The organism is Streptomyces sp. (assembly GCF_031181555.1).
Taxonomy (GTDB): Bacteria; Actinomycetota; Actinomycetes; order Streptomycetales; family Streptomycetaceae; genus Streptomyces; species Streptomyces fimbriatus.
In genome coordinates this window covers 1-13,807 of the sequence record NZ_JAPSKQ010000166.1, presented here as the reverse complement: position 1 = coordinate 13,807, position 13,807 = coordinate 1, and the positions used below count along the sequence as shown (strand labels likewise).

Sequence of the window (13,807 nt, the reverse complement as noted above, 5' to 3'; positions counted from 1 at the left end):
TGGCCGTCGTCGTCGGCGTGTCGTGCCCGCACCGGGGCGAGGCCTTCGAGGCGTGCCGGAAGCTGATCGACGACCTCAAGCACGAGGTGCCCATCTGGAAGCACCAGAGGTTCTCGGACGGGACAGAAGAATGGGTCGGCGCGTAGCGCCGTCGTCGGGGGTGGCGGTCGGGTGACGGGAGGGCGGGTCGGCGCGTAGCGCCGTCGTCGGGGGTGGCGGTCGGGTGGCGGGAGGGCGGGTCGGCGCGTAGCGCCGTCGTCGGGGGTGGTGGCCGGGTGGCGGGAGGGCGGGAGCCTGCCGAACCCGTGCACCCGCCGGTGAGATCTTCCGGTTGCGTAACCGCACCCCTGGCGTGAGCGTTGTCACTGCGGATGGTTAATCTGCTGATCAGTCAGCTGCGGACGCTCATGGGGTTGGGAGGTCGGCATGGCGGCGCTTGCCTGGTTGCTGATTCCGCTTGTGGCTGCGATAGGCGCGGGACTGTGGGGCAGTTGGGCCAACCGGACTCGCAAGGTGCGGAGCGACGGACCCGAACTCATCGGTTACGCCCGCTTCTGCGAGGCCATGGAGAGGCCGCGGTCGGGTAGCTGACGGCCGGAGAACAGCAGGTCACGGCGTACGAAGCGAGCAGGGCCGCCCGTCCGGGCGGCCCTGACGGTGCGCTGACAGGCACGTCCCGTACTGTCGAGGCATGCCACGCCGCACTGCGACGATGCTCGCCTCCACCCTGATGCTGATCGCGCTCCTGTGCGCGGGAGTGTTCATCCCCGTGCCGTACGCGGAGATGTCCCCGGGGCCGACGGTGAACACGCTGGGTGAGCACGACGGCGAGCCGGTGCTGCAGATCTCCGGGCGCAAGACCTATCCGACGGACGGCCACCTCAACATGACCACGGTGCGGGTCACCAGCGCCGACTACCGGATGAACCTCGTCGAGGCCGTCTACGGGTGGCTCGCGCACGACAACAAGGTCGTGCCGCACGACACCCTCTACCCCGACGGCAAGACGGAGGAGGAGTCCACCCAGGAGAACGCCGAGGAGTTCAGCCAGTCCCAGGAGAGCGCCAAGGTCGCGGCGCTGAGGGAGCTCGACGTTCCGGTGAAGTCCTGGGTGATCGTCTCGACGGTCGTCAAGGGTTCCCCGTCCGAGGGCAAGCTGCACGCGGGTGACGTGATCAAGGCCGTGGACGGCGAGGCGGTGAAGGAGCCGGCCGACGTCGCCGAGCTGGTGACCCGGCACAAGCCCGGTGAGGACGTCGTCTTCACGATCGTGCCCGCCAAGGAGCAGGCCGCCGCCGAGAAGGAGAACCGGACGGCGACGAAGACCGAGAAGATCACGATCACCACCACGGTCTCCGACGACGACGGTGAGAAGCGGGCCGTCGTCGGGATCTCCGCCGGCACCGACCACACCTTCCCGTTCACCATCGACATCAAGCTCGCCGACGTCGGCGGGCCGAGCGCGGGCCTGATGTTCGCGCTCGGCATCTACGACAAGCTCACCCCGGGCAGCCTGACCGGCGGAAAGTTCGTCGCCGGCACCGGCACGATCGACGACGACGGCAAGGTCGGGCCGATCGGCGGGATCGAGATGAAGACGGTCGGCGCGCGCGGCAAGGGCGCCCAGTACTTCCTCACGCCCGCCGACAACTGCGCGGCGGCCGCCAGGGACACCCCCGAGGGCCTCACCCTCGTGAAGGTGGGCACCATCGACGACGCCCTGGGCGCCCTGGCGGACATCCGCTCCGGCGACACCGCCGACCTGCCGAAGTGCACGGCCTCCTGACCGGTCCGCCGGCCGGGACGGCTACTCCTCGAACGTCGCCGCCAGGGCCTCGGCGAGGCCCGGCACCAGGTCGGAACCGGTGAGGACCTCGGTGGGGGAGTCCTTCTCGCGCAGTCGCAGCGCCGACTCGCGGGCACCGTCGCGCAGCACCGCGACCGTCATGCGGACCTCCTGACGCTCCGGGTGCGCGGCCACCCACTTCGTCAGCGCGGCCTCGTCCAGATCCTTCGGAACCTGGGCCTCCGCGGACGGCGGCAGCATCAGCCGCTCCACGGTCAGGGCGCAGCCGGCCACCGCGTCGGGCCAGGCGATGGTGCCCAGGAACTCGTCCAGCGGCTTGCCCGTTGGAATCTCGTCCTGCTCGATCGGGGTGAGAGCGGTCGTCTCCTGCTCGCCGTCCAGACCGAGCCGGTCCGCGAGAGAGGGCTGCTCGGCCCGCAGCCGGGCGGTGTCTACGAGGGCGAAGAGACGGGCGGGCTGGTCCCAGCCGAGGCCGGAGACGTACTCGTCGATCTCGAGCACGGCCCGGGTGAGCGGGCTCGCCGCCATGGGTGTGTTGGACATGGTCACAATCCTCTCTCGTTCCTGGCCGGAATCGGGAACCGAGTAAAGGGTGAGTAAGTTGCATAGGTGTGGGCCCGCGATCACGGGGGCCTCACCCGGTCCACGAAAAACGCGGGCCTGACGAATCGACAGCGAACTTCGAGGTGCCTACCTTGGCTTTCCAGATGCCGGACCGCGGCGGAGGCCCGACGGGGCCACGGATCAGAGTGGGCCGCCCGTCCCGGCGGGTCCGGACCCTGCTCATGACACTGGGCGTCCTGGCCGTCCTCGGCATGGTGTTCACCATGTTCGCGGGGTTCTGGACCGACTGGCTGTGGTATCGCTCGGTCAATTACTCGTCGGTGTTCACGACGACCCTGTGGACCAAGATCGGGCTCTTCTTCGTCTTCGGTCTGCTGATGGCCCTCGCGGTCGGCTTCAACATCTGGCTGGCACACCGGATGCGGCCGCCGCTGAGTGCCATGTCGATGGAGCAGCAGAACCTCGACCGGTACCGGATGGGCATCGCCCCGTACAAGAAATGGCTGCTGCTCGGCATCACCGCGCTGGTGGGCCTGATCGCCGGCGCCTCGGCGTCGAGCCAGTGGCGGACCTGGCTGATGTGGGTCAACGGCGTGCCCTTCGGGCAGAAGGACCCGCAGTTCAAGCTCGACGTCTCCTTCTACGCCTTCGACCTGCCCTGGTACCGGTTCCTGCTGGGCTTCGGCTTCGCGGCCACGATCCTGTCGCTGATCGCCGCCGCGCTCACCCACTACCTGTACGGCGGGCTGCGCATCACCAGCCCGGGCGCGCGCGCCACGGCCGCGGCCACCGGACACCTGTCGGTGATCCTCGGCGTCTTCGTCGCGCTGAAGGCGGTCGCGTACTGGCTCGACCGGTACGGGCTCGCGGTCAAGTCCAGCGACTTCAAGGCCACCGACAACTGGACGGGCCTCAGGTACGTCGACGCCAACGCCTACCTGCCGGCCAAGACGATCCTGTTCTGCATCGCCGCGATCTGCGCGCTGCTGTTCTTCGCCACCCTGTGGCGGCGCACCTGGCAGCTGCCCGTGATCGGCTTCGGCCTGATGGTGCTGTCGGCGATCCTCATCGGCGGCCTGTACCCGGCGATCGTGCAGAAGTTCCAGGTCCAGCCGAACGAGCAGGCCAAGGAGGCGCCGTACGTCGAGAAGAACCTCAAGGCCACACGTGAGGCCTACGGCATCGACGGCACCCAGGTCAGTGAGTACCCGGGCACGAGCCAGACCGAGGACAAGACCCAGCTGCGGGACGACGTCGACGCGGCGGCGAGCATCCGCATCATGGACCCGAACATCGTCTCGCCGACGTTCCAGCAGCTCCAGCAGATCAGGAACTACTACGCGTTCCCGACGAACCTGGACGTCGACCGGTACACCAAGGACGGCAAGGAGCAGGACACGGTCATCGGCCTGCGCGAGCTGAACTACAACGGGATTCCCAAGCGGAACTGGATCAACGACCACTTCCGCTACACCCACGGATACGGTGTCGTCGCCGCCGAGGGCACCAGCGCCGACTCCGGCGGCCGTCCGGAGTTCACGGAGTCCGACCTGCCGTCCAAGGGCGACCTCGGGACGTACGAGCAGCGCGTCTACTACGGCGAGCGCACGACGACGTACTCGATCGTCGGCGGTCCCCAGAAGGAGATCGACTACTCCGACGACAGCGGCGAGAAGACGTACAGCTACAAGGGCGACAGCGGGGTCAACCTCGCCAACCCGGTCAACCGGGCCGCCTACGCGGTCGCGTTCAGCGAGCCGCAGATCCTGTACTCCGGGGCGATCGGCGAGGGTTCGCGGATCCTGTACAACCGCACGCCCAAGGAGCGCGTCGAGGCGATCGCCCCGTGGCTGACCATCGACGGCGACGCCTACCCGGCGGTCGTGGACGGCCGGATCCAGTGGATCGTCGACGCCTACACGACCACCAACGGCTATCCGTACGCGTCGCGGACGACCCTCGGTGACACGACGGCCGACTCGCTGACCGCCACCAACGACCAGCGTGCGGTGGTGGCCCAGCAGAACCAGGTCAACTACATCCGCAACTCGGTGAAGGCGACCGTCGACGCGTACAGCGGCGAGGTCAAGCTCTACCAGTGGGACACCCGGGACCCCGTCCTCAAGACGTGGATGAAGGCCTTCCCGGACACGGTGGAGCCCCGGAGCGAGATCTCCGACACGCTGATGGCGCACCTGCGCTACCCGCAGGACCTGTTCAAGGTGCAGCGCGAACTGCTCACCCGCTACCACGTGAAGGACGCCACCACGTTCCTCAGCGGCAGCGAGGTGTGGCAGGTGCCGGACGACCCGACCAACAAGACGGGCGACGCGGTGCCGCCGTACTACCTGAGCATGAAGATGCCCGACCAGCAGGAACAGGTCTTCTCGCTCACCACGACGTTCACCCCGAACGGCCGTGACAACCTCAGTGCCTTCATGGCGGTGAACGCCGATCCCGGCACTCAGGACTACGGCAAGATCAGAATCCTGAAACTGCCGACCAGCACCACGGTCTCCGGTCCGAAACAGGTCCAGAGCCAGTTCAACTCCCAGCAGGACATCGCCGAGACCATCAGGCTGCTGAGGGGCGGCGACTCCGAGGTGGAGTACGGCAATCTGCTGGCCGTCCCCCTCGACGGAGGACTGCTGTACGTGGAGCCGGTCTACGTACGCGGTGGTGGACTGAAGTACCCGCTGCTGCGGAAGGTGCTGGTGACCTACGGCGGCCAGACCGCCTTCGAGGACACCCTCGAGCAGGCCCTCGACAAGATCTTCGGCGGAGAGGGTGCGCCCACCGAACCGCCGCCGGGCGAGGACGAGGGCACCGGCGAGGACGAAGGCACGACGCCACCGCCGACGTCAGACAACCCCACGGTCCAGGAGGCGCTGAACGACGCCCAGGAGGCCTTCGAGGCCGGCCAGGAAGCCCTGAAGAAGAACGACTGGGAGGCCTACGGCCAGGCGCAGAAGGACCTGGAGGACGCGTTGCGCAGGGCCGAGGAGGCCCAGGCGGCCGAAGGGGGCGGCGCAGGCGGCGGGGACAGCGGTCCCCGTCCGGAAGCGAGTCCGAGCAGTTAGCGAACAGGCTGGTCAGAGGCCCGTCCCGCGCCGTGATACGGTGGTGAACACAACGGCGCGGGGTGGAGCAGCTCGGTAGCTCGCTGGGCTCATAACCCAGAGGTCGCAGGTTCAAATCCTGTCCCCGCTACTGAAGTCGCGCAGTCGGCGACGGCAAAGGCCCGGATTCCGCAAGGAGTCCGGGCCTTTGTGATGTGCGAACGCATGTGCCCCGGGCGGCCGACGGCCGCGCCGCCGACGGGAGTTGAGGGATCTGTGTTTGACTTGTCTCTCTGTGGGCATGTCGACAAAACGCTGAAGTGACCTCACTGGCTGCGGTATACCAGGTGTACCCAGGTTGCAGGTGGTGCGACGATGGACGTTATGGGGGACAAGGCAACTCTGTACGAGACAGGGCGTTTTGTGCAGGCCTCCTACCGGGAGGAGTCCGGCGACGAGACGGGGGAAGCCGCCGACGAAGCGGCCGAGGAGCTGCGCCAGAGGCTCGCCGCGGAGGCCGGCGACATCGAGGCGATGAGCATCCTCGGTGCCATGCTGCTGCGCCGCGGTGACCTCGACGGAGCCGAACCCCATCTGCGTGCCGCCACCGCCGCGGGCGACCGCGCCGCCGCCAACAACCTGGGCGTCCTGCTGCACCAGCGGGGCTACGCCGACGAGGCCGCCGGATGGTGGCGGATCGCCGCCGTCGCCGGCTCCGCGGCCGCGGCGCACGCGCTCGGCCGCCACCACCGGGAGCGCGGTGACGAGCCCGCCGCCGAGTACTGGCTGCGCCAGTCCGCCGAGCAGGGCCACACCCTCGGTGCCTACGCCCTCGCCGACCTGCTGGAACACCGCGGGGACGCGGCAGGCACCGAGCGCTGGATGCGGGCCGCCGCCGAGCGGGGGCACCGGGAAGCCGCGTACCGGCTGGCACGGGCACTGGACCGCAAGGCCGCGCGGGGGACGGACGACGAGGGTGCCCCGCTGGTGAGCGAGGCCGAGCAGTGGTACCGGCAGGCCGCCGCGCGCGGGCACCGCAGGGCCGCGCTGCACCTCGGGGCGATCCTGGAGAGGCGCGGCGAGCTCAGGGAGGCCGGCCGCTGGTACCTGACCTCCGCCAAGGACGGCGAGGCGCGGGCCGCCTGCGCGCTCGGCTTCCTGCTGCGTGACGCGGGAGACACCGAGAACGCCGCCGTGTGGTGGCTGCGGGCCGCGCAGGACGGCGACGGCAACGCCGCCAACGCGCTGGGCGCGCTGCACGCCGAGCGCGGCGAGACCCAGACCGCCGAGCGCTGGTACCGGGCGGCGATGGACGCCGGTGACGACAACGGTGCGTACAACCTCGGGCTGCTCTGCGCCGAGCAGGGCCGGACCCAGCAGGCCGAGCAGTGGTACCGCCGGGCCGCCTACGCCGGTCACCGCGAGGCGGCGAACGCGCTGGCGATCCTGCTGCTGAGGGCGGGGGACCGGACGGGTGCGGAACCGTGGTTCTCCAAGGCCGCGGAGGCGGGCAGCGTGGACGCCGCCTTCAACCTCGGCATCCTGCACGCCGGGCGGGGCGAGGAGCAGGCCGCGCTGCGCTGGTACGAGCGGGCGGCTGCCGCCGGGCACACCGAGGCGGCGCTCCAGGTCGGGATGGCGCGACTGCGGGACGGCGACGAGGGCGAGGCGGAGCGGTTCCTGCGGTGTGCGGCGGGTGGCGGGAGCGCGGAGGCCGCGTACCGCCTGGCGACGCTGCTGGACGCCCGCAGGCCGCCGGAGCCCGCGCACGAACTGGGGGAGCCGGTGAACCGGCGGAGCGAGTGCGAGGAGTGGTACGAGCGCGCGGCCTCCCAGGGGCACCGCCGGGCACAGGTGCGCATCGGCATGCTCGCCGCGGCCCGCGGTGACGTGGTCGAGGCGGCGCGCTGGTACCGCGAGGCGGCCGAGGCCGGGTCCCGCAACGGCGCCTTCAACCTGGGCCTGCTGCTGGCCCGGGAGGGCAGCGAGCCGGAGGCGGCCGTCTGGTGGACCCGTGCGGCCGACGCCGGACACGGCCGGGCGGCGCTGCGTCTCGCGCTGGTCTACGCGCGGCGCGGCGAGCTCGCCGAGGGGCAGCGCTGGGCCGACCGCGCGGCGGCCCTGGGCCCCGAGGCGGTCACGGAACGCGCCACGCGCCTTCGTGACGCCCTGCGCCAGGAACTGTCGGCCTGACCACGGCACCGCCCGCTCGGCGAGCGGCGACGCGACCCGGGACCGCCTCGGCCGCACCGCCGCAGCAGCCGCCCGAGCAGCCCGGGCGATCCGGGTGGTCCCGGGGCGGTGAAACCCGGGCGGCGGTGACCCGCGGAAAGCGATTTGCTTCCGTCCGCGTCCTTGACGTAACGTTGCATTCATCGACGCGGGGTGGAGCAGCTCGGTAGCTCGCTGGGCTCATAACCCAGAGGTCGCAGGTTCAAATCCTGTCCCCGCTACTGAAGGCCGAGGGCCGGAATCCGAAAAGGGTTCCGGCCCTCGGTGCGTTGCGTCCTTCACCGCGACGCGCGTCCCGCACCGGCGTGCGTTCCTTGTCGAGCACGCACCGAGACGCCGGCCGGCACGACGAAGGGCCCCGCCACCCATCGGTGCCGGGGCTCTCGCTCACGCGTGCAGGGCGTCTACGCCGCCGCGCAGTTCGGGCAGACGCCGCGGTACGTCACTTCCACGTCGGAGACCGTGAAGCCGAAGCGCTCCGTGTCGGGGAGGTCGGCCAGCGGGTTGCCGGTCGGGTGGACGTCGCGGATCGCGCCGCACTGCGCACAGACCAGGTGGTGGTGCGGGCGGTGGGCGTTGGGGTCGTAGCGCTTGGCACGCTTGTCCGTGGCGACCTCCAGCACCTCACCGAGCGAGACGAGCTCGCCCAGGGTGTTGTAGACGGTCGCCCGGGAGATCTCGGGCAGCTTGGCGACAGCCCTGGCGTGCACCTCGTCGGCCGTCAGGTGGACGTGTTCGCCGTCGAGGACCTCGGCCACGACACGGCGCTGTGCGGTCATCCGCCATCCACGTCCGCGGAGCCGTTCCAGAAGGTCACTCATAGGCACCAGCCTAGCAGCAGGGGGACCAGGTCCCGAATGGGTGTGACTTTGGAGCCTCACTTGACTTAGACATTGTCCATTGTAGGATCGAGATCGGCTTTGGCCAAGGGACAGGTTGGTCAGGAATGACGCAGGAGGCGCACGTGACGCAGGGACCGCTCACTACGGAGGCCGGTGCTCCGGTAGCCGACAACCAGAACAGCGAGACCGCGGGCGTCGGCGGCCCGGTGCTCGTTCAGGACCAGCTCCTCCTGGAGAAGCTGGCCCACTTCAACCGCGAGCGCATCCCGGAGCGTGTCGTGCACGCCCGTGGTGCCGGTGCCTACGGCACCTTCAGGGTCACCGCCGACGTCACGAAGTACACCAGGGCCAAGTTCCTCTCCGAGATCGGCAAGGAGACCGAGGTCTTCCTGCGCTTCTCGACGGTGGCCGGCAACCTGGGCGCCGCGGACGCCGTGCGCGACCCGCGCGGTTTCGCGGTGAAGTTCTACACCGAGGAGGGCAACTACGACCTCGTCGGCAACAACACCCCGGTGTTCTTCATCCGGGACGCCATCAAGTTCCCCGACTTCATCCACACCCAGAAGCGCGACCCGTACACCGGCTCGCAGGAGGCGGACAACGTCTTCGACTTCTGGGGCCTGTCGCCCGAGTCGACGCACCAGGTGACCTGGCTGTTCGGTGACCGCGGCATCCCGGCGTCCTACCGCCACATGGACGGCTTCGGCTCCCACACCTTCCAGTGGAACAACGAGGCCGGCGAGGTCTTCTGGGTCAAGTACCACTTCAAGACCGACCAGGGCATCAAGAACCTGACCGCCGAGGAGGCCGAGATCCTCGCGGGCAAGGACCCCGACTCGCACCAGCGCGACCTGCGCGAGGCCATCGAGCGCGGCGAGTACCCGTCCTGGACCGCCTACGTCCAGATCATGCCGGCGGCCGACGCGGCGACCTACCGCTTCAACCCGTTCGACCTGACCAAGGTCTGGCCGCACGCGGACTACCCGCTGATCGAGTTCGGCAAGCTGGAGCTCAACCGCAACCCGGAGAACATCTTCGCGGAGGTCGAGCAGTCCATCTTCAGCCCCGCCCACTTCGTGCCGGGCATCGGTCCCTCCCCGGACAAGATGCTCCAGGGCCGCCTCTTCGCGTACGGCGACGCCCACCGCTACCGCGTCGGCATCAACGCCGACCACCTGCCGGTGAACCGTCCGCACGCCACCGAGGCGCGCACCCACTCCCGTGACGGCCACCTCTACGACGGCCGCCACAAGGGTGCGAAGAACTACGAGCCGAACAGCTTCGGCGGCCCGTTCCAGACGGGCCGTCCGCTGTGGCAGCCCGTCCCGGTGACCGGTGTCACCGGTGAGACGGTCACGCCCGTCCACGCCGAGGACAACGACTTCGTGCAGGCGGGCAACCTCTACCGGCTGATGTCGGAGGACGAGAAGGAGCGCCTGGTCAAGAACCTGGCGAACGCCATCTCCGGGGTCACGCGCGACGACATCGCCGAGCGCGCGATCAACAACTTCCGGCAGGCGGACGAGGACTTCGGCAAGCGGCTGGAGGCCGCGGTCCAGGCCCTGCGCGGCTGATACCAGCGCTGGACCGCTTGCCGAGCGCACGGGTCGGACCCCCTGGGGGTCCGGCCCGTTCCGCTTGCCCCCGCGAGGGCGTCGACGCCGTCGCGGGGGCGGTGTCTCCGTGGTGTCTACGCCGATGCCTGTGCCGGCACGTGCCGGCCCGGCTGCCGCCGCGGCGCCCAGCAGCGGATGATGTCGCGGACCGAGACGATGCCCACGGGCCCGCCGCGGTCGAGGACGATCAGATGGCGGAAACCGCCGTGGGTCATGGCGGCAGCGGCCTCCTCCAGGGTCCAGGACGGGGTGGCGAAGACGACGTCGGTGGTGGTGTGGGCGTGGGCGCGCTCGGTGTCCGGGTCCTGTCCGAGCCCCACGGAGTTGAGGACGTCCCGCTCGGTGAGGATGCCGATGCCGGTGCCGTCGGGGTCGAGGACCACGGCCGCGCCCACGCGGCGGGCGGACATCAGGGCGGCGGCCTGGCGGAGGGTGTGGGCGGGACCGACGGTGAGGACCACGGTGCTCATGGCGTCACGGACGAGCATGGATGGAGCCACCTCCTTCCGGAAACCGGGCGCTCGCGGACGCGTCGTTCACGGACTCGGCATCCGCTAGTTCACGGTTTCACAAATTCACAAGTGGGGGGACTCTCAGAGTGGCAGGCAAAGCGGGGGTCAACAAGGGGGCGCGTGCGGCCCGTCGAGGGCGCGCACGCGGATCCCGTGCCGCTCAGTAACGCTGGTTGAGATACCCCAGCAGCTCGTCGTGCAGCAGGCCGTTCGACGCGGCGGCGTTGCCGCTGTGCGGTCCGGGACGGCCGTCGAGCCCGGTGAAACTGCCGCCTGCCTCGGTGACGACGATGGCGTTGGCGGCCATGTCCCACAACGACAGCTCGGGTTCGGCGCACATGTCGACCGACCCCTCGGCGACCATCATGTACGGCCAGAAGTCGCCGTACGCGCGCGTGCGCCACACCTCACGGGTGAGGTCGAGGAAACCGTCCAGACGCCCCTGCTCCTCCCAGCCGCTGAGCGAGGAGTACGCGAAGGACGCGTCGGAGAGCTTGGAGACGCGGGAGACCTGCAACCGGGAGGCCGAGGACAGGCTGCGCCCGCTGAAGGCGCCGTGGCCCCGCGCGGCCCACCAGCGGCGGCCGAGGGCGGGCGCGGAGACGACGCCGACGACGGGCTGGAAGCCTCCCTCGCCCGCTTCCATCAGGGCGATCAGGGTGGCCCAGACGGGGACGCCGCGCACGTAGTTCTTCGTGCCGTCGATGGGATCGACCACCCAGCGACGCGGACCCGTGCCCTCCACCCCGTACTCCTCGCCGAGGACCGCGTCTCTGGGCCGGGCGCGCTGGAGATGGCCGCGGATGAGTTCCTCGGCGGCCCTGTCCGCTTCACTCACCGGCGTCATGTCCGGTTTGGTCTCGACCTTGAGGTCGAGGGCCTTGAAGCGGTCCATCGTCGCGGCGTCGGCGGCGTCCGCGAGGACGTGGGCGAGACGCAGGTCGTCGAGGTAATCGGGCATGCAACGAACCGTATCCGCCGAGGCGGGGGCGGGGCCACAGGGGGCCCGCGAACCCTTGACAGCCCCCGGGGCCACGTCAAACCTGAACCGCAGGGTCGGTGGCTCGCCCCGAGGGAGGCGATGATGCCTGCAGCGCGGGAATCTCTGCTGGACGCCGCTTACACGGCACTGGCGCGTCGGCCGTGGTCCGCGGTGCGCATGGTGGACGTGGCCGCCGCGGCCGGGGTCTCCCGGCAGACGCTGTACAACGAGTTCGGCGGCAAGGACGGTCTCGCGCGGGCCCTCGTCCGCAGGGAGGCCGACGGCTACCTCGCCGGCGTCGACCGCGCCCTCACCGGCCCCTCCGACGCGCGCGACCGGCTGACCGCGACCGCCGAGTGGACGACCACCACCGCCCGCGAGAACGCCCTGGTCCGCGCCATGCTCACCGGCTGCTGGAGCGAACGTCTGCCGGCCCCGGCCCTCGTGCCCGTGCGGTCCGGCTCCGCCGTCCCCGCCCAGCGCCGCGCCGACGGCCCGCTGCCCTCGCCCGCCGACTTCGTCGCCCTCGTCCGCGACCGTGCCGTCGCCGTCCTGGCCGACCCCGGCGTGCCCCGGACCGACGCCCTCGACCTGGCCCGCTCCTGCGAACTCGTGGTCCGTCTCGCCCTGTCCTGCGTCGCCGCGCCGCCGGCCGAGGGCGGTGTGGCCGACCTGGTCCGCAGCGCCCTGCACCGGCAATCGGTGCCGTAGCAGCGGTGCCGTGGCACGCGGACGCGTCAGTGCGCCGACCCCGACAGCTGCAATCCGATCACCCCGACGATCACCAGCGTGATCGACACGATCTTCAGCGTCGACACCAGGTCGCCGAGGAACACCATCCCGTAGATGGCCGTCCCCGCCGCACCGATCCCCGTCCACACCGCGTACGCCGGGCCCACGTCCAGCTTCTTCAGCGCCAGGGTCAGCAGCCCGAAGCTCCCCAGCGCGAACACGCAGAAGGCGATCGTCGGCCACAGCCGTGTGAAGCCGTGCGACAGCTTCAGGCACACGGCGAAGCCGGTCTCGAGCAACCCGGCCACTACGACCAGCAGCCACGCCATGTGTCGTCCTCCCGTTTCCCCACGTACGGTGACCGCTTCGCCAGGTTCGGGTCCGGCTCGGTGCGATTATGCACTTACCGCCCGGACGCCATGGCAAACAACGCGGAGGCCGAATTCCCGGTCCTCCCGGTCTTCGGTCCCCCTGGTCTTCCTAGTCGTCCTCCGTGCGCTCCCGGGTCGCCAGCAGCCGCCGCAGTGAGTACAACCGCGCCGGATCCGCGTTCCCCTCGGCCACCCACGCGTCCAGCGCGCAGTCCGGCTCGTCGTGACTGCACGCGCGGGGACAGCCCTCCGTACCCGGCTCCAGATCGGGGAAGGCGTGGATGACCCGGGACGGGTCGACATGGGCGAGCCCGAAGGACCGCACACCCGGAGTGTCGATCACCCATCCGTCCGCGCCCGACAGCGGCAGCGCCAGCGCGGAGGTCGTCGTGTGCCGGCCCCGCCCCGTCACCGCGTTCACATGTCCCGTCGTACGCCGCCGTTCCTCCGGCACCAGCGCGTTGACCAGCGTCGTCTTGCCGACCCCGGAGTGCCCCACGAACGCCGTGACCCGGCCGTCCAGGTGCTCCCGCACCCGGTCCGCCGCCTCGCCGCTCTCCAGTTCGGCGCGGCTGGTGACGACGTAGGGGATGTCGAGGTCGCCGTACAGCTCCAGCAGCTTGTCGGGCGGCGCGAGGTCCGACTTGGTCAGCACCAGCAGCGGCGACAGCCCCCCGTCGTACGCCGCGACCAGGCAGCGGTCGATCAGGCGCGGACGGGGTTCGGGATCGGCGAGGGCGGTGACGACGGCCAGCTGGTCGGCGTTGGCGACGACGACCCGCTCGTAGGGATCGTCGTCGTCGGCGGTACGGCGCAGCACCGACGTCCGCTCCGCGATGCGCACGATCCGCGCGAGGGTGTCCTTCCGGCCGGACAGGTCACCGACGATCGCCACCCGGTCACCGACCACCGCCGCCTTGCGGCCCAGCTCGCGGGCCTTCATCGCCATCACGGTCCGGTCCCCGACGAGGCAGGTCAGCCGGCCCCGGTCGACGGTGAGGACCATGCCCTCGGCGGCGTCCTCGTGCTTGGGCCGGATGTGGGTGCGCGGCCGGTTGCCCTTGCGGTTCGGGCGCGAGCGGATGTCGTC

12 protein-coding genes and 2 tRNA genes are annotated in these 13,807 nt (G+C 70.4%); 8 read left to right on the top strand and 6 right to left on the bottom strand.

What is annotated here, in order from left to right:
* Positions 1-146: molybdenum cofactor biosynthesis protein MoaE (locus RIM90_RS25965; RefSeq protein WP_309063177.1), on the top strand; the 146-nt coding region annotated here is incomplete at its 5' end.
* A gap of 545 nt (positions 147-691) precedes the next feature.
* Positions 692-1,786: a PDZ domain-containing protein gene (locus tag RIM90_RS25960; protein WP_309063175.1), complete on the top strand. Its 1,095-nt coding sequence runs from the start codon at positions 692-694 to the stop codon at positions 1,784-1,786.
* Between the two features lie 21 nt (positions 1,787-1,807).
* On the opposite strand, the gene RIM90_RS25955 is transcribed toward RIM90_RS25960, so the two are convergent.
* Positions 1,808-2,350 (bottom strand): PPA1309 family protein, encoded by a 543-nt coding sequence (locus RIM90_RS25955; protein ID WP_309063174.1) that lies wholly within the window; start codon positions 2,348-2,350, stop codon positions 1,808-1,810.
* Positions 2,351-2,514: 164 nt separating this feature from the next.
* Here RIM90_RS25955 and RIM90_RS25950 point away from each other — a divergent pair, with 164 nt between their 5' ends.
* The 4 genes from RIM90_RS25950 to RIM90_RS25935 all read left to right on the top strand — a co-directional run bounded on the left by RIM90_RS25950 (position 2,515) and on the right by RIM90_RS25935 (position 7,883).
* Positions 2,515-5,451: a UPF0182 family protein gene (locus tag RIM90_RS25950; RefSeq protein ID WP_309063176.1), complete on the top strand. Its 2,937-nt coding sequence runs from the start codon at positions 2,515-2,517 to the stop codon at positions 5,449-5,451.
* Between the two features lie 56 nt (positions 5,452-5,507).
* Positions 5,508-5,581: transfer RNA gene (locus RIM90_RS25945), tRNA-Met, on the top strand.
* A gap of 224 nt (positions 5,582-5,805) precedes the next feature.
* Positions 5,806-7,623: a tetratricopeptide repeat protein gene (locus RIM90_RS25940; RefSeq protein ID WP_309063173.1), complete on the top strand. Its 1,818-nt coding sequence runs from the start codon at positions 5,806-5,808 to the stop codon at positions 7,621-7,623.
* Between the two features lie 186 nt (positions 7,624-7,809).
* Positions 7,810-7,883 (top strand) — tRNA-Met (locus RIM90_RS25935).
* 183 nt (positions 7,884-8,066) lie between these two features.
* Here RIM90_RS25935 and RIM90_RS25930 read toward each other — a convergent pair.
* Positions 8,067-8,483 (bottom strand): Fur family transcriptional regulator, encoded by a 417-nt coding sequence (locus tag RIM90_RS25930; RefSeq protein WP_004983642.1) that lies wholly within the window; start codon positions 8,481-8,483, stop codon positions 8,067-8,069.
* Between the two features lie 143 nt (positions 8,484-8,626).
* Here RIM90_RS25930 and RIM90_RS25925 point away from each other — a divergent pair, with 143 nt between their 5' ends.
* Positions 8,627-10,078, top strand: coding sequence for a catalase (locus RIM90_RS25925; protein WP_309063172.1), 1,452 nt, complete (start codon positions 8,627-8,629; stop codon positions 10,076-10,078).
* A gap of 116 nt (positions 10,079-10,194) precedes the next feature.
* On the opposite strand, the gene RIM90_RS25920 is transcribed toward RIM90_RS25925, so the two are convergent.
* Together RIM90_RS25920 and hisN are read right to left on the bottom strand one after the other, a co-directional pair.
* Positions 10,195-10,608, bottom strand: coding sequence for a CBS domain-containing protein (locus RIM90_RS25920; protein WP_309063171.1), 414 nt, complete (start codon positions 10,606-10,608; stop codon positions 10,195-10,197).
* Between the two features lie 184 nt (positions 10,609-10,792).
* The gene (hisN, locus tag RIM90_RS25915; protein ID WP_309063170.1) at positions 10,793-11,593 is read right to left on the bottom strand and encodes a histidinol-phosphatase; all 801 of its coding nucleotides are present in this window, start codon (positions 11,591-11,593) and stop codon (positions 10,793-10,795) included.
* Positions 11,594-11,713: 120 nt separating this feature from the next.
* On the opposite strand from hisN, the gene RIM90_RS25910 reads away from it, so the two are divergent.
* Entirely contained in the window at positions 11,714-12,325 is a 612-nt protein-coding gene (locus RIM90_RS25910; RefSeq protein ID WP_309063169.1) for a helix-turn-helix domain-containing protein, read from the top strand.
* Positions 12,326-12,351: 26 nt separating this feature from the next.
* Here the strand turns inward: RIM90_RS25910 and RIM90_RS25905 are convergent, their stop codons facing one another.
* Positions 12,352-12,675 carry a multidrug efflux SMR transporter gene (locus tag RIM90_RS25905; RefSeq protein ID WP_309063168.1) on the bottom strand — a complete coding sequence of 108 codons (324 nt, stop codon included), beginning with the start codon at positions 12,673-12,675 and terminating at the stop codon, positions 12,352-12,354.
* Between the two features lie 151 nt (positions 12,676-12,826).
* Positions 12,827-13,807: ribosome small subunit-dependent GTPase A (gene rsgA, locus RIM90_RS25900; RefSeq protein ID WP_309063167.1), on the bottom strand; the 981-nt coding region annotated here is incomplete at its 5' end.

Excerpts from the sequence above, each read along its gene's own strand:
- hisN (WP_309063170.1), bottom strand. The coding sequence starts at position 11,593 with ATGCCCGATTACCTCGACGACCTGCGTCTCGCCCACGTCCTCGCGGAC.
- RIM90_RS25930 (WP_004983642.1), bottom strand. The coding sequence starts at position 8,483 with ATGAGTGACCTTCTGGAACGGCTCCGCGGACGTGGATGGCGGATGACC.
- RIM90_RS25910 (WP_309063169.1), top strand. The coding sequence starts at position 11,714 with ATGATGCCTGCAGCGCGGGAATCTCTGCTGGACGCCGCTTACACGGCA.
- RIM90_RS25950 (WP_309063176.1), top strand. The coding sequence starts at position 2,515 with ATGCCGGACCGCGGCGGAGGCCCGACGGGGCCACGGATCAGAGTGGGC.
- RIM90_RS25960 (WP_309063175.1), top strand. The coding sequence starts at position 692 with ATGCCACGCCGCACTGCGACGATGCTCGCCTCCACCCTGATGCTGATC.
- RIM90_RS25955 (WP_309063174.1), bottom strand. The coding sequence starts at position 2,350 with ATGTCCAACACACCCATGGCGGCGAGCCCGCTCACCCGGGCCGTGCTC.
- RIM90_RS25905 (WP_309063168.1), bottom strand. The coding sequence starts at position 12,675 with ATGGCGTGGCTGCTGGTCGTAGTGGCCGGGTTGCTCGAGACCGGCTTC.
- RIM90_RS25940 (WP_309063173.1), top strand. The coding sequence starts at position 5,806 with ATGGACGTTATGGGGGACAAGGCAACTCTGTACGAGACAGGGCGTTTT.
- RIM90_RS25920 (WP_309063171.1), bottom strand. The coding sequence starts at position 10,608 with ATGCTCGTCCGTGACGCCATGAGCACCGTGGTCCTCACCGTCGGTCCC.